Annotated in this window: 21 protein-coding genes, 1 tRNA gene and 1 riboswitch; of the genes, 15 read left to right on the top strand and 7 right to left on the bottom strand. The window is 68.5% G+C overall.

Annotated features, from left to right (window positions below; genetic code table 11):
* Nucleotides 1-44 precede the first annotated feature (44 nt).
* Nucleotides 45-989 carry an ATP-binding cassette domain-containing protein gene (locus GPX89_RS17895; protein ID WP_157388682.1) on the top strand — a complete coding sequence of 315 codons (945 nt, stop codon included), beginning with the start codon at nucleotides 45-47 and terminating at the stop codon, nucleotides 987-989.
* A complete protein-coding gene (locus GPX89_RS17890; protein WP_157388681.1) occupies nucleotides 986-1,774 on the top strand; it encodes an ABC transporter permease in 789 nt (262 codons plus the stop codon). Before GPX89_RS17895 ends, GPX89_RS17890 begins: the two co-directional genes overlap by 4 nt.
* On the opposite strand, the gene GPX89_RS17885 is transcribed toward GPX89_RS17890, so the two are convergent.
* A complete protein-coding gene (locus GPX89_RS17885; protein ID WP_328601949.1) occupies nucleotides 1,758-4,904 on the bottom strand; it encodes a BTAD domain-containing putative transcriptional regulator in 3,147 nt (1,048 codons plus the stop codon). The genes GPX89_RS17890 and GPX89_RS17885 overlap by 17 nt on opposite strands.
* An 82-nt stretch (nucleotides 4,905-4,986) precedes the next feature.
* Nucleotides 4,987-5,628 carry a DUF4097 family beta strand repeat-containing protein gene (locus tag GPX89_RS17880; protein WP_157388680.1) on the bottom strand — a complete coding sequence of 214 codons (642 nt, stop codon included), beginning with the start codon at nucleotides 5,626-5,628 and terminating at the stop codon, nucleotides 4,987-4,989.
* A gap of 204 nt (nucleotides 5,629-5,832) precedes the next feature.
* Nucleotides 5,833-6,002: riboswitch (M-box (ykoK) riboswitch) on the top strand.
* 313 nt (nucleotides 6,003-6,315) lie between these two features.
* On the opposite strand from GPX89_RS17880, the gene GPX89_RS17875 reads away from it, so the two are divergent.
* Nucleotides 6,316-6,501, top strand: a complete 186-nt coding sequence (locus GPX89_RS17875; protein WP_157388678.1) for a hypothetical protein — start codon at nucleotides 6,316-6,318, stop codon at nucleotides 6,499-6,501.
* A gap of 9 nt (nucleotides 6,502-6,510) precedes the next feature.
* Here the strand turns inward: GPX89_RS17875 and GPX89_RS17870 are convergent, their stop codons facing one another.
* Nucleotides 6,511-7,059 (bottom strand): CGNR zinc finger domain-containing protein, encoded by a 549-nt coding sequence (locus GPX89_RS17870; protein ID WP_157388676.1) that lies wholly within the window; start codon nucleotides 7,057-7,059, stop codon nucleotides 6,511-6,513.
* A 120-nt stretch (nucleotides 7,060-7,179) separates the two neighbouring features.
* Here GPX89_RS17870 and GPX89_RS17865 point away from each other — a divergent pair, with 120 nt between their 5' ends.
* Nucleotides 7,180-8,043 carry an NAD(P)-dependent oxidoreductase gene (locus tag GPX89_RS17865; RefSeq protein ID WP_157388675.1) on the top strand — a complete coding sequence of 288 codons (864 nt, stop codon included), beginning with the start codon at nucleotides 7,180-7,182 and terminating at the stop codon, nucleotides 8,041-8,043.
* Between the two features lie 3 nt (nucleotides 8,044-8,046).
* Here the strand turns inward: GPX89_RS17865 and GPX89_RS17860 are convergent, their stop codons facing one another.
* Complete coding sequence (locus GPX89_RS17860; RefSeq protein WP_157388673.1) at nucleotides 8,047-8,772, bottom strand: SDR family oxidoreductase; 726 nt, start codon at nucleotides 8,770-8,772, stop codon at nucleotides 8,047-8,049.
* Between the two features lie 48 nt (nucleotides 8,773-8,820).
* Here GPX89_RS17860 and GPX89_RS17855 point away from each other — a divergent pair, with 48 nt between their 5' ends.
* Entirely contained in the window at nucleotides 8,821-9,711 is an 891-nt protein-coding gene (locus tag GPX89_RS17855) for a LysR family transcriptional regulator (RefSeq protein WP_328601948.1), read from the top strand.
* Nucleotides 9,712-9,832: 121 nt separating this feature from the next.
* A complete protein-coding gene (locus tag GPX89_RS17850; RefSeq protein WP_157388671.1) occupies nucleotides 9,833-11,266 on the top strand; it encodes a lipase family protein in 1,434 nt (477 codons plus the stop codon).
* Between the two features lie 74 nt (nucleotides 11,267-11,340).
* Here the strand turns inward: GPX89_RS17850 and GPX89_RS17845 are convergent, their stop codons facing one another.
* Complete coding sequence (locus GPX89_RS17845; protein WP_157388670.1) at nucleotides 11,341-12,978, bottom strand: long-chain fatty acid--CoA ligase; 1,638 nt, start codon at nucleotides 12,976-12,978, stop codon at nucleotides 11,341-11,343.
* A gap of 509 nt (nucleotides 12,979-13,487) precedes the next feature.
* On the opposite strand from GPX89_RS17845, the gene GPX89_RS17840 reads away from it, so the two are divergent.
* From GPX89_RS17840 to GPX89_RS45490, 8 genes are all read left to right on the top strand, one after another.
* On the top strand, nucleotides 13,488-14,957 hold the full coding sequence (locus tag GPX89_RS17840; protein ID WP_157388668.1) for a flavin-containing monooxygenase: 1,470 nt from the start codon (nucleotides 13,488-13,490) through the stop codon (nucleotides 14,955-14,957).
* A gap of 76 nt (nucleotides 14,958-15,033) precedes the next feature.
* On the top strand, nucleotides 15,034-15,417 hold the full coding sequence (locus tag GPX89_RS17835) for a DUF5313 family protein (RefSeq protein WP_157388666.1): 384 nt from the start codon (nucleotides 15,034-15,036) through the stop codon (nucleotides 15,415-15,417).
* Nucleotides 15,418-15,519: 102 nt separating this feature from the next.
* Nucleotides 15,520-15,592: transfer RNA gene (locus tag GPX89_RS17830), tRNA-Arg, on the top strand.
* A gap of 150 nt (nucleotides 15,593-15,742) precedes the next feature.
* The gene (locus tag GPX89_RS17825) at nucleotides 15,743-16,096 is read left to right on the top strand and encodes a DoxX family protein (protein WP_157388665.1); all 354 of its coding nucleotides are present in this window, start codon (nucleotides 15,743-15,745) and stop codon (nucleotides 16,094-16,096) included.
* 185 nt (nucleotides 16,097-16,281) lie between these two features.
* A complete protein-coding gene (locus GPX89_RS17820) occupies nucleotides 16,282-17,148 on the top strand; it encodes an Ig-like domain-containing protein (protein WP_157388663.1) in 867 nt (288 codons plus the stop codon).
* A 219-nt stretch (nucleotides 17,149-17,367) separates the two neighbouring features.
* On the top strand, nucleotides 17,368-18,387 hold the full coding sequence (locus GPX89_RS17815; protein ID WP_157388661.1) for a poly(ethylene terephthalate) hydrolase family protein: 1,020 nt from the start codon (nucleotides 17,368-17,370) through the stop codon (nucleotides 18,385-18,387).
* A 35-nt stretch (nucleotides 18,388-18,422) separates the two neighbouring features.
* Nucleotides 18,423-19,820, top strand: a complete 1,398-nt coding sequence (locus GPX89_RS17810) for a serine hydrolase domain-containing protein (RefSeq protein ID WP_157388660.1) — start codon at nucleotides 18,423-18,425, stop codon at nucleotides 19,818-19,820.
* A gap of 350 nt (nucleotides 19,821-20,170) precedes the next feature.
* Nucleotides 20,171-20,302: a hypothetical protein gene (locus tag GPX89_RS45490; RefSeq protein ID WP_268893317.1), complete on the top strand. Its 132-nt coding sequence runs from the start codon at nucleotides 20,171-20,173 to the stop codon at nucleotides 20,300-20,302.
* A 4-nt stretch (nucleotides 20,303-20,306) separates the two neighbouring features.
* Here GPX89_RS45490 and GPX89_RS17805 read toward each other — a convergent pair whose 3' ends face one another.
* A complete protein-coding gene (locus GPX89_RS17805) occupies nucleotides 20,307-20,687 on the bottom strand; it encodes a YybH family protein (protein ID WP_157388658.1) in 381 nt (126 codons plus the stop codon).
* Nucleotides 20,688-20,756: 69 nt separating this feature from the next.
* The gene (locus tag GPX89_RS17800; RefSeq protein WP_157388656.1) at nucleotides 20,757-21,092 is read right to left on the bottom strand and encodes a cupin domain-containing protein; all 336 of its coding nucleotides are present in this window, start codon (nucleotides 21,090-21,092) and stop codon (nucleotides 20,757-20,759) included.
* Nucleotides 21,093-21,163: 71 nt separating this feature from the next.
* Here GPX89_RS17800 and GPX89_RS17795 point away from each other — a divergent pair, with 71 nt between their 5' ends.
* Nucleotides 21,164-22,099, top strand: coding sequence for a GlxA family transcriptional regulator (locus GPX89_RS17795; RefSeq protein ID WP_157388654.1), 936 nt, complete (start codon nucleotides 21,164-21,166; stop codon nucleotides 22,097-22,099).
* Nucleotides 22,100-22,193 lie beyond the last annotated feature (94 nt).

Here is a 22,193-nt window from a genome sequence, read left to right as displayed (position 1 = left end):
TCGGTGTCAGGCCCATATCAGGCGGGCCGCCGAATGTAGTCCCCATGAACAGCACAGCAATCGCGGCCTCCGGGTTGCGCAAGGCCTACGGGGACAAGACGATCCTCGACGGCATCGACCTGAATATCGGTGCCGGAACCATCTTCTCGCTGCTCGGTCCCAACGGCGCGGGCAAGACCACCACCGTGAACGTCCTGACCACGCTGCTGACCGCCGATGGCGGCACGGCACGGGTGGCCGGATACGACATCGCCACCGAGACCAAGGCGGTGCGCGCCTCGATCGGCGTCACCGGCCAGTTCGCGGCGGTGGACGATCTGCTGACCGGCGAGGAGAACCTCCAGCTGATGGCGGATCTGCACCGGCTGAAGGGCAACGATCGCAAGCAGGTCGTCGGCACGCTGCTGGACCGCTTCGATCTGACCGCGTCGGCGCGCAAGCCGGCCTCCACCTACTCCGGCGGTATGCGCCGCAAGCTGGACCTGGCGATGACGCTGGTGACCAAGCCGCGGATCGTCTTCCTCGACGAGCCGACCACCGGACTGGACCCGCGCAGCCGCCGCACCATGTGGGAGATCGTCCGGGAACTGGTCGCCGACGGCGTGACCATCTTCCTCACCACCCAGTACCTCGAGGAAGCCGATCAGCTCGCCGACCACATCGCGGTGCTCGACGGCGGCCGCATCGTCGCCGAGGGCACCCCCGACGACCTCAAGCGCCGGGTGCACGGCAGCTACCTGCAGTTCCGATTCGTCGATCTCGCCGTGCTCGACGCGGCCGCGCAGGTCCTGCCCGGCTCCACCGCCGACCACGAGGCCCTGACCCTGCAGGTGCCCGGCAACGGCGGCACGAAAACCCTGCGCGCCCTGCTGGATCGGCTCGCCGACCACTCCCTCGAGGCCGAAGAGGTCTCCATCCACACCCCTGATCTCGATGACGTTTTCCTCGCCCTGACCGGGCACGCCACCACGGAGGCCGAAGCACAATGAGCACCGCAACCACCACCGTCGCCCCCGGCAGCCTGTCGACCTCGCTCGCCGATTCGTCGATCATGCTGCGCCGCAACTTCAAACACATCCTCCGCAACCCGGTCACCGTCTTCAACGCCGCGCTGATGCCGGTGATGATGCTGCTGATCTTCGTCTACGTGTTCGGCAGCGCCTTCAATGTCGGCGGGCACTACATCGACTACGCGACGCCGGGCATGCTGCTGCTGGCCATCAACTACGGACTCTCCGGCACCGCGGTCTCGGTGAGCTCGGACATGGCCAAGGGCGTCATCAACCGGTTCAAGGTCATGGACGTCTCCCGCGGAGCCGTGCTGACCGGCCACGTCGCGGCCACCATCCTCACCAACGTGATCGCCATCGGCGCGGTCCTGGGTGTGGCCTTCGCCCTGGGCTTCCGGTCGCCGGCCAGCGCCGGTGAGTGGCTGGGCGCGATCGGCGTCATGCTCGCGGTGTCGTTCGCTTCCTCCTGGCTGGTGGTCGCGCTGGGCATGGCGGCCAAGACTCCGGAATCCGCGGGCATGTCCGTGGTGCCGCTGATCATGCTGCCCTTCCTGAGCAGCGCGATCGTGCCCGCCGACAAGATGGGACAGGGTGTCCGGCAGTTCGCGGAGTACCAGCCCTTCACCCCGATCATCGAATCCCTGCGCGGGTTTCTCACCGGACACCCGTCGGGCGGCTACACCGTCGTCGCGCTGGCCTGGTGCGCCGGGTTCGCCATCGTCGGATACCTGTGGTCGCGTGCCACTTTCAACAAGCGAGCGTGATCGAGACCAAATTGCTCCAGTCCGCTTCCGACCCCTTCCGCATCGCCTCGGTGAAGTCCGCTTCACCGAGGCGATTTCGCGTTTCCGCCTCGATCCGGGTCGCGTCCGGCAGCGAACGATCGGGTAGGCCGCGCACCGTCTGGCTCGCCGCCAGCAGGTGCGCGGCCTGCTCGTTCTCGTCCTCGCGCAGGGCCAGATCCGCGATGCCCACGATGATCTGGGCGATCAGCTGCGAGTGGCCCGCCTCCATCGCGGCCTGGAAGGCGGTGGCGAAGTGGGCTCGCGCCTGGTCCAGATCCTCGGCGAGATAGCCGCGCAGCGTGTGGATCATCGCGGAGACGTAGGGAGTGTCCTCGCCGCCGTCCAAAAGGTCCGCGGCACGGTCGATCTGGCGATACGCCTCCGCGGAATCTCCGCTCCACCGGGCCAGTTCCGCCCGCGTCAGCGCCAATTCCGCCAGAGCATTGGGCCACCCGGACCGATCGACGGCCCGCTGCGCCTGCGCCAGCGCCGCCGCGCTCGCCTCCGAATCGCCCAGCAGCCAATACAACTGGGCCTGACGCGATCGGATGCGGACCACATCCTCGAGCGTGCCGAGCTTGGTGACCACCTCGATCGCTTGGTCCAGCAGCTCGCAGGCGGAGACGAATTCGCCGCGCATGGCCATACGTTCGGCCAGTTCGGTGAGCGCGAACGAGATTCCCCACCGCTCGCCGATGGCGCGGAACTCGGTGAGCGCCTGCTCGAAGTACTCGTCCACCTCCGGCCCGTCCTGCCCGAGCACCACCCGCATCTTGCCCATCTGTAGCCGGGCCAGGGCCCGGACCCACGGATCGGCGTCGGTGAGCTCCGGTTCGAACGCGGTCAGCATCGCCTCCGGACCCTGGAACAGGCGCTCGAGCGCGGCGACCAGCGCGACCGTTGGGTGGTGGCCCGGTCGGCCCTGGCTGAGCTCGTAGGCCTTGTGGATCCATTCCTGTACTTGGCGTTGGTCATTGGGGCCCGACGACAGGAAATGGGAGACCAGCCCGTACACCGTCACCCGGGTGTCGACGTCGACCTCGGCGGGCAGGTCGGCGGCCGCCGCCACGAACTCCAGGCCCTCGGCCTTGTGCCCGGCCAGCCACCAGTACCAGCCCGCGGCCGCCGCGAGCCGCATGGCCTCGGCCCCGTCACCGGCCGCGAGCGCGCCGCGCATGGCGGACGCGATGTTGTCGTGCTCGGTATCGAGGACGGCGAGCCACTCCACCTGGTCGGCGCGGCGCAAGCGCGGCTCCGCCTGCGCGGCGAGATCGGTGAAATACGAAAGATGCGCTCTGCGTACGAGTTCCGCCTCGCCCGCCGCCTCCAGGCGTTCACGGGCGTACTGCTTGATGGTGTCGAGCATGCGGTAGCGGGGTCCGCCGTCCTCGGTGACCAGCAGCAGCGATTTCTCGGTCAGCGCGGTCAGCAGTTCGAGCACCTCCCACTGTTCGACCGCGCCGCCGTCGGTATCCGCGCAAACCTGTTCGGCCGCTTCGAGACTCGCGCCGCCGGAGAACACCGCGAGGCGGCGCAGCACCGTGCGTTCGGCCTCGGAGAGCAGCTCCCAGCTCCAGTCGACCACGGCGCGCAAGGTCCGGTGCTGGGCGATCGCGGTGCGGCTGCCGCCGGTCAGCAGGCGGAAGCGGTCGTCGAGTCGGGTGGCGAGCTGATCGAGGGACATGGTGCGCAGGCGGGCGGCGGCCAGTTCGATGGCCAGTGGGATCCCGTCCAGTGCGCGGCAGACGCGGGCCATGGTGGCCAGCGCCGCGGCGTCGGCCGGGAGGTCCTTGCGCACGGCGCGGGCGCGGTCCAGCAGCAGCGCGACGGCGGGGGAGGATTCGATGGCGGCGGGGTCGGCGTCCTCGGCGGGCAGGGCCAGCGGTTCGACCTGCCACAGCGCCTCGCCCGTAATGCCCAGCGGCTCACGGCTGGTCGCGAGGATGCGCAGCCGCCGGCACTCCCCGAGCAGCCGGTGCGCGAAGCTCGCCGCGGCGTCGATCAGATGCTCGCAGTTGTCCAGGATCAGCAGTGTTTCGCGTTCGCGCAGGGCCGCGACGAGGCGGTCCATCGGTTCGGCGTGGCTGCCGCTGCCGAGCAGCGCGTCGCGCAATCCCAGTGCGGCGAGCGCGGATTGGGCCAGGTCGCCGCTCGCGTCGGTGGCGGCCAGTTCCACCAGCCACGCGCCGTCGGGGAGGTCCTCGAGCAAGGTGCGGGCGGTTTCGAGGGCGAGGCGGGTCTTGCCGGAGCCGCCGGGGCCGGTGATGGTGGTGAGCCGATGGTCGGCGATGAGTTCGCGCACGGCGGCGACATCGGCGAATTTGCCGACGTAGCTGGTCAATTCGGCGCGCAGGTTGGTAGTGCGGTCGGTGTTCTTCGCCCCGACCTCCCCGCGCAGCAGGGCGACGTGCAGGGCGGAGAGCTCCGGCGAGGGGTCCGCGCCCAGTTCGTCGGCGAGGGCCTCGCGCACCCGCTCGTAGGCGGTGAGCGCGTCGTTGCCGCGCCCGGCCTCGGCGAGGGCCCGCATGAGCGAGGCGGCCAGCCGCTCCCGCATCGGATGCTGGGTGGTGAGCTCGGTCAGTTCGGCGATGAGTTCGGCGCCGCGGCCGAGCCGGATCTCGGCCTCGTAGAGATCCTCCATGGCGGCCAGGCGCAGGCCGTCGAATCGGACCAGCACCGCGTTGACGTCGTCGCCATCGGGCACCCCGATGTCCTGCAGGAACGCGCCGCGCCACAGGTCGAGGGCCTCGCGCAGCAGCCCGGCCCGATGGGCGTCGTCCCCGCCGCGCGCCCGGTCCACGAGCTGTTCGAACCGCACGGCATCCACGGACTCGGGCGCGACCAGCAGCCGGTAGCCGCCCGCCTGCACCTCGATCGAGCCGTCGGGCAGCAGCCGCCGCAGCCGGGAGACCAGGGCCTGCAGGGCGTTCGCCGCGTCGGCGGGCGGCTGCTCACCCCAGATCCAGTCGACCAGCTTCGTCTTCGAGACCGCGCGGCCGGGCTCGAGCGCGAGGGCGATGAGCAGCCCGCGCAGTCGCGCGCCCGGTACCTCGATCGGGGTCCCGTCCTCGGCTCGGATGTCGAGCGGTCCAAGCATCCTGATTTGCACCCGGCCATTCTGCCGCGCGGGCCTGGCGGCCGCCGGTCATGCCCGGCGACGTGGGGACGCGTGCGGGCGGTGCGGGCGCGGGTCACGCGGCGGCGGTGTGCCGAATGACGATGTTGCCCAGGGAGTTCCGCGCGAACACCTGCACGACGTCCTGGGTGCCGGAGGGTGCGACGACCTGCATGTCGTTGCGCACCGAGCCCTTCTGCGTCGCGGTCTCGGTCCGCACCGCGCTGCCCGGCCGGATGCCGATCTCGAGCTCGCCCATCGACGTCTGCAGGCGCAGCACGCCGCGGGTCGCCTCTCCGATGCGGATGTCGCCCTTGGCGACCTTCGCGGTCACCGATCCGAGCGGGCGGTCCACGACGATGTCGCCCAGCGCGAGATCCAGTGCGCACTCACCGAGTTCGCCCACGCCATGGATCTTGCCGACGCCGGCGGTCGCCTTCAGCCGCGACCCCGTCGGCACGTGCACGGTCACCGCGATCGAGGCATTGCCGCCGAACGGGGTGTAGGTCCGCCAGTTCTTCGGCATCCGCACGCTCAGCGTGCCGTCGCTCAACTCGACCACGGTCTGTTCGGCGGCCCGCACATCGGCCTTCTTGGAGGCATCGGCCGCCCGCACCTCGACGACGGTGTCGGCGCGGTCGGAGGCGATGACGGTGACATTGCCGCACAGCACGTCGATGTCGAGGGCGATGGGGGCCGGGGTGGCGAAAGTGGTCATGTCGGAAGCTCCTTCAGCAGGGTGGTGGCCGGTACGGAAACGACTGTCCACGGTCCCGCTGATATCGACCTGACGCCGGCCTGACACGGGTGCTCGTGAAAAAGGCTCGGGATCAGTGACATTCCGGGAATTCGGCCGTAAGGAAGTCATCAGGAAAAACGAATCGATTTGACTTGCCGTGCTGGAGAGGACAATATGGGGTGGTCAGCACCTCGCTAGGCGAGGCTCCTGTACGAATACAGGCCACTGATCCGACGACGTCGAGAGACGCCCAGGGTTAGGACAGATCTCCCCGGATTAAGGGGTGATCCAAAGTGGCTTCCCGCAAGGGGATACGTCGTGCAGTGCCGAAGCTCTGACGAGAGGGGTGCCCGCAATGCCGCTGGTGGCGGCGTTGTTTCCGCCCCTCCCCGGTGCTGGTACCCGTTGATGTGGTCGACGCGCCCGTGCGTCCAGGCGGCAAGGAGGTGAGGGACGAATGAAGTCCGGCGATAGTCCGTATCCGAGTCCGGTTCGAAAACAATCATCGTTCCCGGCTCGCCGCATGCCGACCGGTTCCTGATTTCCCATCGCTCGCCCGACAATTCGGCGATCGTGTATTTCGCATGCCCGAAAAAGGCTGCCACCGGAGAAATCCAACCGATTCGGAAATCTGCGGCGTGCCACTTTCTCCGAGGAGTTTCTGTCATGGCCGTCATCGCGTTCCCGCGCACCCGCAACCCACTGACCGTCCTGTCCGTACTCGGCGACTCCGCCCGCCGAGTACGCGCCCGGCACACCTTGACCGAGTCCGAGCGCGCCAACCTCCGCATCGCCCGCTCCCGGGCCGCCGTGTACACCGCCTCCCTCGGCGGCCACCCCTTCCACGCCTAGACCGGGCGGTCATCTGTCGGCGAGCCGGGCCTTCTTGACCCGGTTGCCGCACGTGTTCATCGAGCACCAGCGGCGGTTCGCGCCGCGGCTGGTGTCGAGGAACAGACCGGCGCAGCCGGGGCCTTCGCAGGCTTTGATCCGGCTGCGGTCGGGGCCGCCGAGTATCCGAATGGCCTCGGCGGCAAGCACTCCCAGGGCGTCGGGTACCGGTGATTTCCCGCTCAGGTGCCAGACCGCGAGTCCGTTGTCGAGCGCGGGCCGCGGCCGTCCCGCGGCCGCGACCCGATTCAGGATCGTCGCGTCACCCGGATGGGGATGCCGGGTGGCGGCGACGGCCGATCCGGCCCGGTAGATCGCTTCCCGCAGGGCGATCGCCTCCCGGAGTTCGGCGGGCGAGACGCCCGGCACGCCGAGACCCGCGGCATCCAGCCAGAGTTCGAGCAGGTCGGGGCTGGACAGCCGCTCGCGAGGCGCCGTGCCGGCCCGGTCGCTCACCGTGGCCGTGAAGCGGAACGCCAGCACCTCGTTGTCGAGCCGGAACAGTTGACGGGCCTCCATCGCCACCACCTTCCATACCGGCATGGACCGCTGCGTGAACCATCTTAGACGGTTCGACATCGAGATCGATTCCCGCCATAATCGAACCGTCTTGGCCGGTTCATGTTGGGAGGTTGTGCGATGGGCGAGGTTGCGGTCATCGGTCTGGGTGCGATGGGGCGGGCGATCGCGCGCAATCTGGTCCGGGCCGGACACGAGGTCGTCGTGTGGAACCGTTCGGCCGGCACCGCGGAAGAGCTCGCGGCCGACGGTGCCCGGCGCGTCGCGTCCGTCGCGGACGCCTTCCGGTGCCCGGTGGTGTTCTCGGTCCTGTCCGACGACACCGCTTGTGCCGAGACCTTTTTCGACTCCGGAGTCCTCGGCGAGGCCCCGCCCGGGGCGATCCACGTCAACGTGGCCACGGTGAGCGTCGAGCTGGCCCGCCGCGCCGCGGCCGAGCATGCCGCGTACGGGATCGGCTATGTCGCCGCCCCGGTGTTCGGCCGGGTCGATGTGGCCGAGGCCGGTGCGCTGAACATCCTCGCCGCGGGCGCGCCCGAGCACGTCGACCGGGTTCAGCCGTTCTTCGACGTCATCGGATCGCGCACCTGGCGGCTGGGCGAACGGCCCGAGCAGGCCAATATCGCCAAGATCCTGGGCAACTACCTGATCGCCTGCGCGATCCAGTCCCTCGGTGAGGCGGTCGGCCTCGCCGACGCGACCGGCACCGACCCGGGCCGGTTCGTCGAACTGCTGACCTCGACGCTCTTTCCCGGACCCGTCTACGCCGGATACGGGTCGATGATCGCCGAGCGCAGATACCAGCCGGCCGGGTTCACCACCGCGCTCGGACGCAAGGATCTCCACCTCGCCCTCGACGCCGCAGTCGGCCAGGCGGTCTCCCTGCCGTTCGGTGAACTGCTCAAAGGTGTTTTCGACCAAGCGATCACCGACGGGCACGCCGCGGACGACTGGGCGGTGATCGCCGAGCAGCAGCCCCGCTGACCCTCACCAGGGCACGGCTCCGGAGTCGTCGAAGAATCCGCCGGTCGGACCGTCGTCGGGCAGCGTCGCGAGGTGAATCGCGATCGCCGCCCCCTGCTGGGGTGTGCGGACGCCCTGGAAACCGTTGAGGTCGGTGGCGGTGTACCCGGGGCAGCCGCAGTTGATCAGGATGTCGGTGTCGCGCAGTTCCTTCGCGTACTGCACGGTGACCGCGTTGAGGAAGGTCTTCGACGCCGAGTAGGCGGCCGAGATCGGGCCGACCTCGGCGCCCGGCGTGGTCTGCAGGGTGAGCGAGCCGACGCTGCTGGACATGTTCACGATTCGCGGCGAGGCCGAGCCGCGCAACATGGGCAGCATCGCGTTGGTGACGCGGAGGACGCCGATCACGTTGGTTTCCACGGCGGCTCGCACGATCGCGGGATCGACCGTGGTGGGCGTCTGCGGCATACCGCCGGTGATCGCGGCATTGTTGACCAGAACGTCGAGTCCTCCGGCGTATTCGGCGATCAGCTCGGCCGCGGCGGCGACACTCGCGTCGTCGTTCACATCGAGCGGCACGCCGAACGCGTCGACCCCGCCCGCACGCAATTTCTCCACCGCGGTCTCGCGCCGTTCCCGATCCCTCGCGCCCACACCGACTTTCCAGCCCAGGGCGCCGAGGCCCGCCGCGATCTCGTATCCGATTCCCTTGTTCGCGCCGGTCACCAGCGCGATCGTCCGTTCTGTCATACCGTCGATCGTGCTGCGGACCCGGGTGGGATTTCCAAGACCGATCGGGTGGACAGCGATACCGTACGGGTATTGATCGTGGTGAGCGCCGGATACGATCACATGGTGGAGACGCGGGAGATGCGCTATTTCGTCGCCGTCGCCGAGGAGTTGCACTTCGGGCGGGCGGCGCAACGGCTCGCGATGGCGCAACCGCCGCTGTCGCGGGCGATCCAGCAACTGGAGCGTCGGCTCGGAGTCGTTCTGCTGCAACGCAATTCACGCGGTATCAGCTTGACCCGGGCCGGGTCGGTGCTGCTGAGGGAGGCCCGGCTCGCCCTCGAAGCGATCGAAGCCGCCGAGCGCCGCACCCGCCGCGCCGCCGACCGAGCCGGTGTGGTGCTGGCGGTCAAGGCGGGATCGTCCAGCGAATTGCTGTCGAAGTTGCTGGACGCCTACGCCGCCGAACCCGGCGCTGTCCCGGTCGAGGTCGTGCTGGTCGGTCCGGGCCAACCGGAAACCCTGCTGCGCAACGGAACTGCCGACGTCGCGCTACTCCACAAGCCCTTTGACACGACGACCGGCTTCGACACCGAGGACCTGCACACCGAACCGCAGGTCGTCGTCCTGCCCGCGGGTCACCCCCTCGCCATCCGCGCCCACCTGTCGATGTCCGAGATCGACGTCCTGACCGACCTCCTGCCCCGCTGGCCCCGCCGAGACGGAACCTACCCGGACGGCCCCGGCCCCCAGATCCGCGACCACACCCAACTGACCCAACTGATCAGACTCGGCCGCGCCTGCGCGGTCATGCCCGAATCGATTCGAGCCCAACTGGGCGAGGGGCATGCCATCGTCCCGGTGCCGGACGCCCCGCCGGTCACGACCGTCATCGCCTGGCCACCCCACAGCCGTTCCAAACCGATCGCCGACCTCGTCCGCACTGCGACCCGCCTCTAGCGAAACATCAACGCGGAACCGCACATTACGCACCCGGTGTGTATTCTTTGCCTGCTGTTTTCCCATTCCATTTCTTCCGCGCCTTTCGAGGGCGCGGTCAGGCGTGCTCGGGAAAGGTGAAATGCGCATCACGGTGTCCGGGAGGAATTTCCGCCGTTCGATATCGATTCTGGCCGGTGTGGCGGCGGTCTGCCTGCTGTTTCCCCAGTTGGTGGCGGGTGCGGCGCCGGCCGAGAATCCTGACGCGCAGCCGGTTCCGGTGCGGCCGGTACTGCCGTTCCCGATTCCGCCGCTGCCCCCGGAATTCGATCCGGGCTTCTACGCCCCGCCTGCCGAGATCATCGCCGACAAGCAGCCGGGCGACATCATCGCGGCGCGGGAAGTGCATCTGGCGTTGTACTCGGTGATTCCGTTCAATATCGATGCCTGGCAATTGTCGTTCCGGTCGACGAACACCCGGGGCGAGCCGATCGCGGCGGTCACGACGGTCATGAAGCCGCGCGGCGACAACGGCGGGCAGCCGCGGCCGCTGCTGTCCTATCAGTTCCCCGAGGACTCGAACGCCAACTACTGCGCGCCGTCGTATGTGCTGCAGCAGGCGTCGATCCCGGGAAACATCACCTCGCAGTACGACATTCCGTTCGAGTTCGTCGCGCCGCTGACCGCGCTGGGCGCGGGGTGGGCGGTCGCCATGCCCGATCACGAGGGCCCGAACTCGGCGTTCGCGGCCGGGCCGCTCGGCGCGCACATCATCCTGGACGGGATTCGCGCGGTGGAGAATTTCGCGCCGATGGGTCTGCCCGGCCGGGAGACCAAGGTCGGTGTGGCCGGATACTCCGGCGGCGCAATCGTTTCCTCACACGTCGCCGAGCTGCACGCGGCCTATGCCCCGGATCTGAACATCGTGGGTGTGGCCACCGGCGGCAACGAACCGGACCTGCGCAAGACCATCGAGTTGGCCAGTAACAATCTCGGGTCGGGCATCGTCTTCAGCGGACTGCTCGGGGTGGCGCGCGAGTATCCGGCACTGGACGCCTATATCCAGCAGTATATGAATCCGTTCGGCCGCGCCATGATTCCGGTCAAGAACGCCCTGTGCCTCTACTCGGCGGGCATCTTCCCGTTCCTCAATATCCAGGGGCTGTTCGATCGCCCGGACCCGCTGCACGATCCGATCCCGAACGAGGTCTTCGACGCCATCCGGCTCGGGCATTCGGTGCCGGACATGCCGGTGTTCTTCTACCAGTCGAATCCCGACTGGCTGGCCCCGGTCGGGCCGGTGAACGCGGTCGTCGATCAGTATTGCCACGACTCGAACGCCCGAATTCAGTATGTGCGCGATCATTTCAGCGAACACGTCACGCTGGAGATCATCGGCATGCCGCGGGTGCTGCTGTGGCTGAAGGACCGCTTCGACGGCGTCCCGGTCCAGCCCGGCTGCGATATCCGCGACGAAGGATCGATGGCGCTCGACCCCGCCACCTGGCCGGTCTGGTTGCAGGGCGCGGGCACCCTGCTGGCCGGAATCGTGCAGTGGCCGATCGGAAGTCGCTGACCCTGCCCCGGGCAGGATTCGAAACTGCGACACCCGCTTGCGCCCTCGGGTCCGGGGGCGCCAGCGGGCGGCGGTCAGGACAGCGTGATGACGGTCAGGGTGCCGTCGGCGTGCTGGGCGCGCAGGCGCTTCTTGTCGAACTTGCCGACGCTGGTCTTCGGGACCTCCTCGATGAAGCACCAGTGTTCGGGCAGCTGCCACTTGGCGAACTTGGGGGCCAGGAAGTCGCGCAGCTCTTCAGGTTTCGCCTCGGAACCTTCGACCAGGACGATGGCCACCAGGGGACGCTCGTCCCACTTGGCGTCGGGGATGCCGATGACGGCGGCCTCGGCCACGGCCGGGTGGCCCATGACGGCGTTCTCCAGATCCACCGACGAGATCCACTCGCCGCCGGACTTGATGACGTCCTTGGAGCGGTCCACCAGGGTGAGGTAGCCGTTGGGGCTGATCTTGCCGACATCGCCGGTGCGCAGCCAGCCGTCGTGGAACTTGTCCGGATCGACCTCCCCGCCCGAGGGCGAGTAGTAGGAGCCGGTGATCCACGGGCCGCGAACCTCCAACTCGCCCAGGGCTTCTCCGTCATTGGGCAGCACGCTGCCGTCGTCGCCGACCAGGCGGGCCTGTACGCCGGCGGGGAAACGGCCCTGGGTGTAGCGGTAGGCCCAGGCCTCGTCACCCTCGGCGCCGGCCGGCGGGTGGCCGACCGAACCCAGCGGGGAGGTCTCGGTCATGCCCCACGCGTGCAGCAGCTTCACGTGGTGGCGCTCCTCGAAGGCCCGCATCATCGACGGCGGCACCGCGGCGCCGCCGACCACACAGGTGCGCAGGTAGGAGATGTCCTGCGGGTGGGCCTGCAGCGCGGCCAGCACGCCGCCCCAAATGGTGGGCACGGCCGCGGCGAAGGTCGGCTTCTCCTGCTCCATCATCTGCAGCAGCGGGGCGGGCTGCAGGAAGCGGTCGGGCATCAGCACATTCGCGCCGGACATGAGCGCGGCGTAGGGGATGCCCCAGGCATTGGCGTGGAACAGCGGCACGATGGCCAGCACGGTGTCCGCGGCGGTGAAGCCCATGCCGTTGGGGGAGATCACCTGCATGGCGTGCAGCCAGTTGGAGCGGTGGGAGTACACGACGCCCTTGGGGTCGCCCGTGGTGCCCGAGGTGTAGCACATGCCGGCCGCGGAACGCTCGTCGATGACCGGGAAGTCATAGGCGTCGGACTGGGCATCGAGCAGCTCGCGGTAGGAGTGCACGGTGACGCCCTCGGGCGCGGTCAGCGCGGCGGCGTCGCCGTTGGCCACGATGACGTGGCGGACCGTCTTCAGGTTCGGCAGATACTGCGCGAACATCGGCAGCAGCGAGCCGTCCACGATGACGACCTGGTCCTCGGCGTGGTTGGCCACGTAGACCAGCTGCTCGGGGAACAGCCGGATGTTCAAGGCGTGCAGCACCGCGCCCATCGCGGGCACCGCGATGTAGGCGACCATGTGCTCGTTGTTGTTCCACATGAACGTGCCGACCCGGTCGCCGACGCCGATGCCCAGGTCACGCAGGGCATTGGCGAGCCGGGCCGCATCCTGGCCGATCTCGCGATAGGTCTGGGTGCGCACGCCGTCGCCGGTCCAGGTGGAGACATGGCTGTCGCCCTGGAAGGTGGAGGCGTAGCGCAGCAGCGTCGCGAGTGACAGCTGCTCGTCCTGCATGGTGCTCAACATTTCCCAACCGCTCCTTGCATGTACTCACCGATGAGTGAACTGGGTCACTGCGGCGAGCCTAGCCGAAATCGGACATGCGCGGTCGGGGCCCCGCACCCGCGCGAAATTCCTCGGGCTGCGGACGGCGAACCCCACCTTCGCCGTCCGCAGCCCGTAGCCGACCCGCCGCCGCCCAACACGGCAACGGTCCGGCACCGCGGTCCTGATCAGCGTCTCGACATGCTTACGCAGCCCCCTGCGGCGGCGCAGAATAGCCAATCACTAACCAGGACAAGTAAATTGGAGCAAGATCCTCCGTGAATATATTGAGTGGGATATCGGGCTGTCCAGTCGAGGACAGAGTCGCAGGTCAGACGATGCTCACTGACCCGGACAGCGGATGGTGAGGGTGATAAGCGAGCGCTCGCTGAGTCGGGAGTCGGTCCTCACTTGCGGCCGTGGCCGAAAATACCGATTCACTGACCGGGGATGTCTTCGTGACCAGCGGGAACGGCTCTACCGTTGCTGATATGCAGCGAGAGCCATCCATTCTGATCATCGGCGCCGGGTTCGCCGGACTGGGCATGGCGCTGGAATTGCGGCGCCATGGTCTGACCAACTTCACCATCCTGGAGAAGGCCGCCGATCTGGGCGGCGTCTGGCGCGAGAACACCTATCCGGGCGCGGCCTGCGATGTGCCGTCGCCGCTGTACTCGTGGTCGTTCGAGCCGAAATCCGATTGGCCCCGGCGCTTCTCGCAGCAGCGCGACATCCACGCCTACATGCGCGCGGTCGCCGAGAAGTACGACCTGCCCGCGAAGATCGAGTTCGGCAGCGAGGTCGTGGACGCGGAATTCGATGAGCCGGGCGGGATCTGGCGGGTGCGGACCGCCGACGGCGTCACCCATATCGCGGATGTGCTCATCCCCGCGGTCGGGCAGCTGTCGCGCCCGGCCCTGCCGAACCTGCCCGGCATCGACTCCTTCACCGGGGCGGCGTTCCACTCGGCCGAATGGGATCACTCGGTCGATCTCACCGGCAAGCGGGTGGCGTGCATCGGCACGGGAGCCAGCGCCATTCAATACATCCCGGCGATCCAGCCGCGCGTCGAGCACCTCACGCTGTTCCAGCGCTCGGCGGCCTGGGTGCTGCCCAAGTTCGACACCGAGTACACGCCGCTGCATCACGCGCTGTTCAAATACGTGCCCGGCACCCGGCTCGCCGAGCGGTTCGCCATCTGGACCTTCTTCGAGGTGATGGCCTTGGCGCTCACCGATGTTCCGGCCATCAAGACGCCGGTGATCGCCATCGCCGACCGGCATCGCGAGAAGCAGGTGCCCGATGAGGCATTGCGCGCCAAGCTGACTCCGGACTACGCGGCGGGCTGCAAGCGCGGACTGTTCTCCAACGAGTACTTCCCGGCGCTGGCGCAGAGCAATGTGACTGTGGAGACCACGGCCATCGAGGCGGTGACGCCCAAGGGAATTCGCACCGCCGACGGCGTGGAACACCCGGTCGACGTGATCGTCTACGGGACCGGGTTCAAGGGGACCGAGTTCCTCGCCCCCATGAATATCTATGGGCTGCACGGACGTAAGCTCGCCGACGAGTGGTCGGGCGAAGGGGCGCGGGCCTTCCTCGGCATGTCGGTGCCGGGCTTCCCCAACCTGTTCATGATGTACGGACCGAACACCAATGTGGGTTCGGGGTCGATCATCTACATGCTGGAGTCGCAGGCCCGCTACATCCGGCAGGTGATCGAGTATCTGGGCGCGCGGCCCGGGCGGTTCCTGGCGGCGCGGCCGGAGGCGGAACAGTCCTGGGACGACTGGCTGCAGCGGCGGTTGAAGGACACCCCGTGGAACTTCTGCTCGAGCTGGTACCGCAACGCGTCGGGCCGGATCACCAACAACTGGCCCGGGGCGACAGCGCTGTTCCGCTGGAAGACAAGCACATTCACGCCCTCGGATTATGACCAGGGGCAGGCCGCGCGGCGCTAGCCGCATAGATCGAACCTATGGCCGCATAGAAAACCGCCGTCTACCTGCTGGGCGGCGGTCGGCGCACGATGAAGTCATGATCACCCAACGCCGCCGCCCCAGTTTCCCCGAGTGGCTCGGCTACACCGTCGGCCGCCCCATGCCCGCCGACCTTCGTGACTGGGTCCTGCGCGATCTCACCGGAAAGCACGCCTACACAAGGCATCTCATCCGGGGCATGGTCCCCTTCCTGCCCATCTTCGCAGCCTTCCTGCTGTTCTTCCCCGGCCCCTTCTGGATTCGCTGCGCCATGACCCTGCTGGCGCTGATCCTTGCCGCCTTCTACTGCGCCGCCTACATGGCCCCCAATCGCGCCCACCGCCTCGCCCAGCACGGCCTCCCCGCCGATCTCGACGCCGCCGGCATCCTCCACGCCACCCCCGCCGAACGCACCCGCTACACCCGTAACCACCCCCACTGACCAGCCCCCACCCCACCCGCGAACAATGAATGCGGTCCCCGCACCCATCACCGGGTAGACTCCCCGACGTCCAGGCCGCCCCCGCGGGACCCGGCCCGTTCAGCCCTCGTAGCTCAGGGGATAGAGCACCGCTCTCCTAAAGCGGGTGTCGCAGGTTCGAATCCTGCCGAGGGCACATTTCGATCATCATGTCCGCGGTCTGATCTGCTGGGCGTTCACCATGAGCACGACGAACCTGACATTCCGGAGTGCTGCGCCGTCGTATTGCTGAGCCGTTGTTCCGAACGGCTCGCATTCGGTACTCGACACCGTAGGGGAGTCAGCCATGTTCATCACGTACGCCGTCATCGGGGTCATACTCGGCGCGATGAGTCTCGCCTCGGCCGTGGCGAAGCTCGCTCGGACCAAGGACATGGTCGAAGGGCTGCACGGCCGGCTCGGCGTTCCGCTGGGGTGGTTCCCGTTCCTGGCCGTGTGCGAGATCGCCGGTGCGGCAGGTCTTATCGGCGGGCTGTGGTATAAGCCGATCGGCATCGCCGCCGCCGTCGGCCTGGTGCTCTATTTTATCGGAGCCGTCGGCGCGCATCTCCGCAAGAACGACGTGAAAGGCGCACCGAGCGCGACCGTCTTCCTCGTTCTCTCGGCGGCGGCGATCGCCTTCCGTGTCGTCGCGGGATGACGGTCGGGGCGTCGCAGCCGGATCGGGCCGAAGTCGGTGGTGGTGCGGGCGGGCCGAAAACTGACTTACGATCATTTCAGAAACTGGTCCGCTGACCACTTCCGCGTGATCTAATGCTGCCCAACTCGGGTGTGGCAACGCCTCGGCGTCCTTGCCGAGGGGCATTCGGGTACGTGGGAGAAGCGATGGTGGACAGTAGTATTCGGCGCGCGGGCGGTTCGGTGGCCGCGTTGGCGGTGGCGGCCGGGTTCGCGGTGTCGATGATTCCGGGTACGGCCTCGGCCGCCTCGGGGACCGTCACCTGGACCGATGGGAACAGCAAGTTCACTCGGACGGTGTCGGATACCAACCCGATCGCGGGCGAGACCGTGACGGTCACGACGATGTTCGAGCGGACCGGGATTCCGGTCGAGTACATCTACTCGATCCAGGACGTGCATCCCGCCTGCCTGACCCCGGTCGCGGGGTCGGCGACGATGGGCGGGGATCAGGTCTCGATCGACACCTCGAACCCGAACTATGTCAGCGCTTCCTTCAGCGTCGTCAAATACCCGGTGTACCCGAACATTTCGCCGAAGTCGCAGACCTTCTCGGTGCAGTACACGGTCGGCGTGAACTGCGCCCGCGACACCGCGCTGCCGACCTCCATGAACTACAACGGTTCGCTCGGCTCGGGCAACTACACCGACAAGGGTCCGGCCATCACCGTGTCCAGCGACGCCACGTCGACCACGACGCTCGCGCCGGTGTCCGGCGTGCAGGTCAACCAGGCCGTCACGCTGCAGGCGAGCGTGTCTCCGGCGGCCGCGGGTGGAACCATCGAATTCAAGGCGGGCGACCAGGTTCTCGGCGACATTCCGGTCGCCGCCAACGGCACCGCGTCGATCGTCTGGACTCCCGGCGCCGCGGGCACCTACACCCTCGGGGCCACCTTCTCCGGCCGCACCGGGGTGGCCGGTTCGACCACCACCCAGTCGGTCACCGTGGCCGCCGCCCCGACGCCCACTCCGACTCCGACCCCCAAGCCCAGCACCGGCTCCTTCGGCGGCTGATCGCCACACCCGGCACGCACCGGCCACGGACCACTTTCGAGTGGTCCGTGGCCGGTCTGCATTCGGGGGAGCATTCGACTGCGGCGATTCGGGTGACCTGGGGAATTCTCGCGAACCATTGTGTCGCAGGCCACAGTTGGATTACTCTCGCCATCCGGGACCAATCAGTTCCACTTTTGTGGCCGGGTGGCAGCCCGGCCGCGGATACGGGGGACCTCGATGACGAGGGCGATCACTTGGCGGCGTGCGGCCGCAACCATCACGGCGGCGATCGCGGTGACCGCGGGTTCGGCGCTGGGGGCCGGACCCGCGGCGGCCGACGAGATCACGCCGGGCACCACGGCGCAGAGTGTTTTCGAATCGACCGGGCCGCACGAGGTTTCGACGGCCGCCAGGGTCGGTCCTTGCCAGCAGTCGCTGGCCGGAATGATCGCGCACCTCACCGTGCTGGTCAGCGGCAATATGGACACGCTGCAGTGCACCGCGGCCTTTCCGTACGGCCTGGATATGCCGGTGGGGGTGAACACCTACTATCCGGCCGACATCGCGTCCATGGGAGCCGCGCCGTTGATCGTGCTCACCGGTGGAATCCTGTCCAACCCGGGCAATTACGACTCGATGGCGCGGTTCTTCACCAGCCACGGGTTCGTGGTGATCGTGCCCTTCGACTTCGTCAACTCGCTGCCGGAGATGCCTACCCTGGGCCTGGCGGCGGCCATCGCGCAGAATCGGGACGCGAATTCGCCGCTGTTCGGCAAGGTCGACCTGTCCCGGACGTTCTTCGCAGGGCATTCCGCCGGCGGTGCGGCCTCGATGCAGGCCGCGGCCCTGTTCCCGCCGATCGCGGGGGCGATCGATCCGAACCTGCGCATCGCCGGAGTGCTCGCCATGGCGCCGGGGCCGGTGGCGGTCGGCGCGCTCGTCGACGTGCCCACCTTCTACCTCACCGGCTACAACGACATTGTGGTGCCCGACTTCGCGTGGGTGCGCTGGTGGCAGTACAACCTGCATCTCAACGCACCGGCCTGGATCGCGGATGCCCGGGGCGTGACGCATTTCGGGCCCGTCGACGGGCCCGAAGGGTTCCGGTCCTCCGGCGCCGCGCTGGCCTGGCTGGAGTACATGGCCTTCGGTGACGACACCGCCGAGCAGTTCTTCGTCGGTCCCGACTGGAAGTTGAAGGACGACAAGAGCTTCTTCAGCGTCGAACGCAACGCGCTCGCCAGTGGATTGGGCTGAGGAACGAAATGCCTTCGAGGGAAATGAGATCGACCATGCGGGCCCGGCGCGCCGCCTGGATCACCGGCCTCGCCGCCGCGGTGATCACCACGCTGCCGCTGGTCTCGCCGCTGGCCTCGGCGACGCCCGAGAGCAACGCCGGCTGCGCCGAGCCTGTCCCGGGGCAACCGCTGCCGCGCGCGAATCCCGAAGCGGTGGGCATGGATTCGGCCGCTGTGAACGATGCGCTGGACTTCGGTACCCGGGCCGGCGGTGTGGCCGTGCAGATCTACCGGCACGGCTGCCTGGTCGGCGACCGCACCCCGACCGGGAACCTGCCGCTGCCGCTGGCCAGCGCCACCAAGGGCGTGGCCGCGACGGTGGTCGGCCGGGCCGTCACCCTGGGGTACTTCGGCGTGGACGATCCGCTGTCGAAGTTCTTCCCGCAGGCCGATCCCGCCCACGCGAATCTCACTGTGCGCCAGGTGCTCACGCAGACCACCGGGCTGCACTTCAGCTGGCCCGCCGACGTCGCCGGGCTGGCCACGGATTCGGTGGAGCAGACCCTGGCCGAGCCCGCCGACCACGCGCCGGACAGCACGTTCCAGTACGCGCAGAACGTGATCGCACTGCTGCCGAAGATCGTCGAGCTCACCACGGGCACCGACTTCCAGGACTTCGCGCAGCGAGAAGTGTTCCAGCCCTTGGGCATCGCCCGCGGCGACTGGATCTGGCTGCGCGACCGCAGCGGCACCACCGCGGTCAACGGCGGGCTCGCCATGCGCCCCGACGACCTGGGCCGCCTCGGCCGCCTCATGCTGCAACAGGGCCGCTGGAACGATCGGCAACTCGTCGACGCCGACTACATCCGCCAGGCCACCACCGGCACCGCCGCCAACCCCGGCTACGGCTTCCTGACCTGGCTCAACTCCGGCGACACCTACCGGGGCACCGAAGTGCCCACCGCCGTCGCCTACAACCGCCCCCAATTCCCCGGCTCCCCCCGCGACCTCTTCTCCTTCGAGGGCGCACTCGGCCAGTTCGTCACCGTCATCCCCAGCCGCGACATGGTCGTCATCCGCATGGGCATCCCCTTGCGCGTCGACCTGTCCAACCCCGTCGGAATGCTCACCGGCAGCGGCAATCCCGACAACAAGGAGCTCTACCAACGCATCGCCCGCGCGATCACCGACCTCCCCGCCGACCCCTACGTCGACCCGTATTCCCTCGAAACCCCGCCCCTGCCGATCGAGTCCCTCGACGACATGGGCAAACTGATCGACCCCGCCAACGCCGCCGCCATCCTCCTGGGCACCGGCCCCTACGCCTCGACGTCCTGCAACATCCTGTGGTGCAACGGAAAACCCGTCCCCGTGGACATCTTCCGCTCAACCCTCGACACCGCCGCCCAACTGGTCGCCGCCCTCCTGTCCCTCGGCAACACCCCGCGCTGACCGCGGATTCGTCTCAGCGGCGGAGCTTTTCGAGACCGTCGCCGGTCAGCTGGTCCAGTGCCGCGGTGCGGCCGGTGACAAGGAGGAGCAGGGCGGTGATGGGGCCGCGGATTTCGGCGCCGGCGCCGTGGTCCAGTCGATGTCGGTGGCGGCGAGGCGGATTCCGTCGAGGCGGTGGGGATTCCAGACGGGCCGGCCGATGCCGGCGGCGCGTTCGGCGGCCGCGGCGGCTGCGTCGAGGGGGAGGGGGTCGAGGGGGAGGGGGTCGAGGGGGCCGGGTATGTCGAGCGGACGCCGGACCCGAGCGTGGCCGCGCCCGCCTTGTGCGCCTGTCCCGGCGCGGGCGCGAGATGGCCGACCACGCCAATGGGATCGCCCGTGCGGTCCAGGACGAATGGGCCGCGCACCTCGGCCCGCGTCGCATGCGCAACCTCCGTGAGGCCCTCGCCGCCCTGCGCGAGATCACCGACCCCTACGCCTGACCGGTCAGGCGGTGCCCAGCGGGTTGAGGACGGCGAAGCGCCATTCGCCGTCCGGCGACCGGCGGGCCACATTGGCGGTGCTGCCGGTCGGCGCGATGCGCGCGCCGTCGGGAGTGTCGATCTCCATGGTCCAGTCGGTGACGAGAAGCGCTGTGTCACCGCCGATGAGGACGTGCCGCCCGGTGTTGGTGAGCCGGCCTCGGGCGGCCACCGTTCCGGAGATCTCCCGCAGCAGGGCGTCCCGTCCGGAGAGGACCGTGCCGGTGGTGGTGCGCATGGTGGCGTCGGGGGCGAACAGGGACAGGACGCCCTCGATGTCGCCGGCGTTGAGGCGGGCCTCGAAAAGGGCGGGCAGATGAGCGGGATCGGTGATCGTTGTCGTCATGCGTCCATCGTCTGCGGGCCGGCCGCGCCGGGCGAGGTGCAAACAGGACATGTCATGGTCGAAAAGGGACTAACCCTCGGGGTAGAAGACGAACAGGGTGCAGCCGACGGTGGTGGTGGGGACGTGCCAGGAACCGGCGGGCGCGTGGAGGAAGGTGCCCGCGGGGTAGTCGCGAGCACCGTCGTTGAAGATGCCGGAGACGACGAAGACCTCTTCCGGGCCCGGCTCGTGGATATCGCGGTGCGGCCATGAGGAATTCGGATCCATTTCCAGCAGGTGGGCGGCGGCGCCGGACGGCCCTTTCCAGAGCGGCCGCGCCCGGATTCCCGGGAAGATCTCGCGCACCGGGGATTCGGCGACGGAGGCGGAGATATAGCCGGGCTGTTCGAGGATCTCGGGATGCATGACCTCCACCGTTCCGTGCGCAGCGGCGGCGAACCAGTGTCTGAAATGACGTCATGGGGTACTTTTCTGCCATGCATCGTGTGGTGGCTCTGGTGCGGCCGGTGCAGTCGACCTTCGAGCTCGGCTGTGCGACAGAGGTATTCGGGACGCACCGCGAGGGTGTGCCGTCGCATTACGAATTCTCGGTGTGCACGGAGACACCGGGCTCGGTGCCGACCACGGCCGGGTACGCGATGGACGTGCCGCACGGGCTTTCGGCACTGGCCGAGGCTGATACCGTCATCATTCCCGGCTGGTTGCCGGTCGAAACGCCGCTCTCCACGCGCGTACGCCATGCCCTGGTGCGGGCGCACGCGCGCGGGGCGCGGCTCGTCACCATCTGTTCCGGGGTATTCGCCCTGGCCCGTACCGGTTTGCTCGACGGTCGATCCGCCACTACCCACTGGGCTCGGGCCGACCGATTGCGGCGCGAATTCCCCAGTGTACGAGTGGAACCCGATGTGCTCTACGTCGATCACGGCGATGTCGCCACCAGCGCGGGCGCGGGCGCGGGGATCGACCTGTGCCTGCACCTGGTCCGCAAGGACCACGGCGCCGCCCATGCCGCGCTGCTCGCCCGGCACATGGTGATGCCACCGCACCGTGAGGGCGGTCAGATGCAGTACGCGCCGTACCCCGCGCCCCCGGACACCCTGGACGGTCTGCTCGCCTGGGCCTCGGCCCGCCTGGGCACGCCGCTCTCGGTGAACGATATGGCCGCGTATCTGAATGTCTCGACTCGAACTCTGGCCCGGCGCTTCGCCGATCAACTCGGCACCAGCCCGGGCGCGTGGCTGCTCGCCCGTCGCATCGCGGCGGCCCGGACCCTGCTGGAGGACACGGATCTGCCGGTGGCGGCCATCGCCACGCGGGTCGGGCTCACCTCGGCGGTCAACCTGCGCCGCCGCTTCCGAACCGGGGTCGGGACGACTCCGGGCGCCTACCGGCGCGCCTTCCGGGTGCCGTGAGCCATCGGCCGGCGGGCACCGGCTCGGCAGACTATTCCGGTCGAGGGGCGGGATCCGTACCGTTAGCTCGAGGGCGGATGCCCGCAATCTGCAG

Source organism: Nocardia terrae (assembly GCF_009760405.1).
GTDB classification, from domain to species: domain Bacteria; phylum Actinomycetota; class Actinomycetes; order Mycobacteriales; family Mycobacteriaceae; genus Nocardia; species Nocardia terrae.
This window is presented reverse-complemented; position numbering and strand designations above follow the sequence as displayed.

Coding starts and splice junctions, on each gene's coding strand:
- GPX89_RS17880 (WP_157388680.1), bottom strand. CDS start 5,628: ATGACCACTTTCGCCACCCCGGCCCCCATCGCCCTCGACATCGACGTG.
- GPX89_RS17850 (WP_157388671.1), top strand. CDS start 9,833: ATGCGCATCACGGTGTCCGGGAGGAATTTCCGCCGTTCGATATCGATT.
- GPX89_RS17825 (WP_157388665.1), top strand. CDS start 15,743: ATGTTCATCACGTACGCCGTCATCGGGGTCATACTCGGCGCGATGAGT.
- GPX89_RS17875 (WP_157388678.1), top strand. CDS start 6,316: ATGGCCGTCATCGCGTTCCCGCGCACCCGCAACCCACTGACCGTCCTG.
- GPX89_RS17845 (WP_157388670.1), bottom strand. CDS start 12,978: ATGTTGAGCACCATGCAGGACGAGCAGCTGTCACTCGCGACGCTGCTG.
- GPX89_RS17840 (WP_157388668.1), top strand. CDS start 13,488: ATGCAGCGAGAGCCATCCATTCTGATCATCGGCGCCGGGTTCGCCGGA.
- GPX89_RS17890 (WP_157388681.1), top strand. CDS start 986: ATGAGCACCGCAACCACCACCGTCGCCCCCGGCAGCCTGTCGACCTCG.
- GPX89_RS17805 (WP_157388658.1), bottom strand. CDS start 20,687: ATGACGACAACGATCACCGATCCCGCTCATCTGCCCGCCCTTTTCGAG.
- GPX89_RS17795 (WP_157388654.1), top strand. CDS start 21,164: ATGCATCGTGTGGTGGCTCTGGTGCGGCCGGTGCAGTCGACCTTCGAG.
- GPX89_RS17820 (WP_157388663.1), top strand. CDS start 16,282: ATGGTGGACAGTAGTATTCGGCGCGCGGGCGGTTCGGTGGCCGCGTTG.
- GPX89_RS17800 (WP_157388656.1), bottom strand. CDS start 21,092: ATGCATCCCGAGATCCTCGAACAGCCCGGCTATATCTCCGCCTCCGTC.
- GPX89_RS45490 (WP_268893317.1), top strand. CDS start 20,171: ATGGCCGACCACGCCAATGGGATCGCCCGTGCGGTCCAGGACGAATGG.
- GPX89_RS17865 (WP_157388675.1), top strand. CDS start 7,180: ATGGGCGAGGTTGCGGTCATCGGTCTGGGTGCGATGGGGCGGGCGATC.
- GPX89_RS17870 (WP_157388676.1), bottom strand. CDS start 7,059: ATGGAGGCCCGTCAACTGTTCCGGCTCGACAACGAGGTGCTGGCGTTC.
- GPX89_RS17810 (WP_157388660.1), top strand. CDS start 18,423: ATGCGGGCCCGGCGCGCCGCCTGGATCACCGGCCTCGCCGCCGCGGTG.
- GPX89_RS17895 (WP_157388682.1), top strand. CDS start 45: ATGAACAGCACAGCAATCGCGGCCTCCGGGTTGCGCAAGGCCTACGGG.
- GPX89_RS17860 (WP_157388673.1), bottom strand. CDS start 8,772: ATGACAGAACGGACGATCGCGCTGGTGACCGGCGCGAACAAGGGAATC.
- GPX89_RS17835 (WP_157388666.1), top strand. CDS start 15,034: ATGATCACCCAACGCCGCCGCCCCAGTTTCCCCGAGTGGCTCGGCTAC.
- GPX89_RS17815 (WP_157388661.1), top strand. CDS start 17,368: ATGACGAGGGCGATCACTTGGCGGCGTGCGGCCGCAACCATCACGGCG.